Genomic DNA, 2,828 nt, shown 5'->3' with positions numbered 1-2,828 from the left:
GGTGGAAGCGTGAGAACTCCCATCATCGCAGGTCAGCAGGCACCTCTCCTCGTTCCGCCATCCACAGACCCGCCGTCACGCGGTGGATCGAGGTTCAAGCCGTAGCCGAAGGCGGCCGCCATCCGCTTCACGATTACTCTATGTGCACGCCGCACGGATGGGTTCCTCTCCCACCCCGGTCCGACGCAAAGCCATGCCGGACTCAGTTCACGTCGGCGGCCGCGGTTCGTTTCGTGCCAGCAGCGGGCCGAGGCCGCTGCCTGACCCCGACCTCGGCCGTGTGGCTCAGCGTGGGATGCCCTCAGGCGTTGGGTGGGGCAACGTGTCGTTACATGGTGAGCCTCTTCTCGCGTTTCCGGCATGCGGCTAGTGCAGACGGTGACGGCGCCCATGGTGTCGGAATCCGCGTGTTGAAGTCCGTCGATGCGCTGGCAGGGGCTGCGGAATTCGACCCTGTGGTCGAGTCGGTGAAAGGCCTCATTCAGGGCCTGCCGCTGGGTCGCCTACGGGGTGCACTGCACGGACGCGCCTTGGGGCACCCGCTGCACCCGGCCCTCGTCCAGGTCCCGCTCGGGACCTGGCTTTCCGCCGCAGTTCTCGACCTGACCTCCGGCGTCGAGCGGCCCGCCCGGATCCTCGTAGCGTTGGGCATCATCACTGCGGCACCGGCGGCACTCTCGGGCTGGGTTGACTGGGCGGAGCAGCATGACCAGCAGATGAGGACGGGCCTCATCCACGCCGCGTCCATGACCGTTTCGGTCGGCCTGTACGGCGGGTCGTGGGCGGCCCGCTCCGGCGGCCGCCAGAATCTGGGCCGTGCCCTGGCCTTTGCCGGACTCATGGCGGCCGGGGGCGGGGCGACGTTGGGCGGACACCTCGCCTACCGGCTGGCCGCCGGCGCGAACAAGGCGGAACCCGTTCCGCGCCTGGTCGGACCGACGTGGCGCTCGCTCGGGCCGGCCAACCGATTCGCTACCTGCGAGCCCGCACGCCGCATGGTCGGCGAGGTTCCCGTCCTGGTCGTCAAGGACGCCCAGGACAAGGTCCATGTACTCGCTGATCGGTGCAGCCACTTCTCCGGCCCGCTCTCGGAGGGCAAGGTGGCTGACGGCTGCATCACCTGCCCCTGGCACGGCAGCGTCTTCCGCCTGTCCGACGGCCGGAACGTGGCCGGCCCGGCCACCGCCCCTCAACCCCGCTTCGAGACACGCCTGGACGACGACGGCATCCTGCATGTGCGACTGCCGGACGCCGAGGACGAGCCCCTACGGCCTTGATGCCGAGAAGGTGTTGCGCTTCTGGATGACGTTGTCCCAACCGCGCAGGCGACGACCTTCATGACGACGAGAACGACCGATGGGCACGGCCTGAGCGCGAGACGTGCCGACCGCAGGACGGCTCACCGCGCGTCGGAAGTCTGCACCTCCTGGAGGGAGAAAACGGCCGCAGCTGCCGTGCGGCGCAACTCCTCGAGGGCGTCAATCTGGTTGCGTGCCCGGTCCAGCAGCTCCTTTAGTTGTGACCCGTCCAGATCAGTCCGTCGTGGAGCCACTGCGAGCAGCGTGAGCCAAAGCAGAGACTTCCCCTCAACCCCCAACCGCAGGGCCTCGAGTTCTACAACCGCGTCAACGCCCGAGCTCCGGCGGAGGACACCGTTCGGTTTCAGCCGCCTTACCCTCTCTGCCGCCCACCCTGCGCACACCTTGTAGCGACGGGCGGGCACGCCGAGTCCGTCCATGATGCTGAGCAGGGCCTGCCGGTCTTGACCGATCTCATCGGCGATTTGCTCTAGGCGGGAGCTGACGACAGTACGGCGATGACGGTGGGCCACGTGCCGCGCGAGGCCAGCGCCGAGGGTGGCTCCGGCCAAATGATCGTTCAGATAGATGTCCAGCATGTCGTGATGCATCATGAGTCCTTTCTCAGCTGCCCTGCCGATCAACCCCTCGCCCCGCACTCGGCGATCGTCCGCCGGATTCGCCGTCACGGGTGCGGCCCTCCCTTAGGCTCACCCAGACCGCCTCCTAACGCATCTGGGCCCGGCGTCCGTGGCAAGTCTCTGAAGCGGCGTGGGTGCGCATCACGTTCAGGCTGACTTGCCGTTGCAGGAGGGGCGTCCCTGCGGGAGCCGGCGTTATCCGGCACACGACGGCCGACCAGGGGAGCCACCTCACTCCTGACGCCAGCTGTCCGGCGACACCTTGGTGGATAGCGTCCTGGGACTGGCCGCGACGCGGCACTCCCACTTGGGGGATCCCGCCACGTCCCTGAGGTCCGGGTACCAAGTGTGCACAGACAACGATCCCCGTGATGTGGTGTCCGTGGGCATGGTCCCGTCTGTGCGACTCGGCGCGTGGCCCGAAGCCGGGCCAGGACTCGCCCCTCCCCTCCATCAGCTGCCGTACGATGCCGGGCTCGGCGACCCCCGCCGAGCGGCTGCCCGCCGCGGGCATCGACGTAGAGTCGATCGCGGCCGCGACCCGGCTGCTGGTGGAGCACGCCGTCGCAGCGTAACGGGATGGAGCCCCGCGGGCGACGCTCGGTCCAGACGAACTGAACCTGCCGTCGGGTCTGATGGCCACCGGCTCGCGGGGATAGCACGCCCTTCACCCGTCCAGGCCAGCGGGGCGCCGTGGTTGCCACACCCCTGTCACCGAGGGTGGTCGTCCGATAGGCAAAGAGTGACCATTCGGTTGCAGTTCCGCGCTCCGCTCCTTTTCCACCAGCCCGAAAACAGGCTCACCAGTTGGATTAGCGAAGCGTAGTGAACCTGTGGCAGAGTGCTACGCGCACGCCCGGCGCCCAGGCGACGTCGGGCACCCTCCTCG

The 2,828-nt window shown here is 68.3% G+C and carries 2 protein-coding genes; one reads left to right on the top strand and one right to left on the bottom strand.

Annotation, left to right across the window (positions count from 1 at the left end; translation table 11 throughout):
- Window positions 1–407: 407 nt before the first annotated feature.
- The gene (locus ACWDA7_RS51820) at window positions 408–1,277 is read left to right on the top strand and encodes a Rieske 2Fe-2S domain-containing protein (RefSeq protein WP_450615059.1); all 870 of its coding nucleotides are present in this window, start codon (window positions 408–410) and stop codon (window positions 1,275–1,277) included.
- A 122-nt stretch (window positions 1,278–1,399) separates the two neighbouring features.
- Here the strand turns inward: ACWDA7_RS51820 and ACWDA7_RS51815 are convergent, their stop codons facing one another.
- Window positions 1,400–1,987, bottom strand: coding sequence for a hypothetical protein (locus ACWDA7_RS51815; RefSeq protein WP_450615057.1), 588 nt, complete (start codon window positions 1,985–1,987; stop codon window positions 1,400–1,402).
- Window positions 1,988–2,828: the final 841 nt, after the last annotated feature.

This window comes from Streptomyces sp. NPDC001156, from assembly GCF_053598275.1.
The sequence above is the reverse complement of the archived record's forward strand: the minus strand, read 5'-3'. Positions and strand labels throughout refer to the sequence as shown.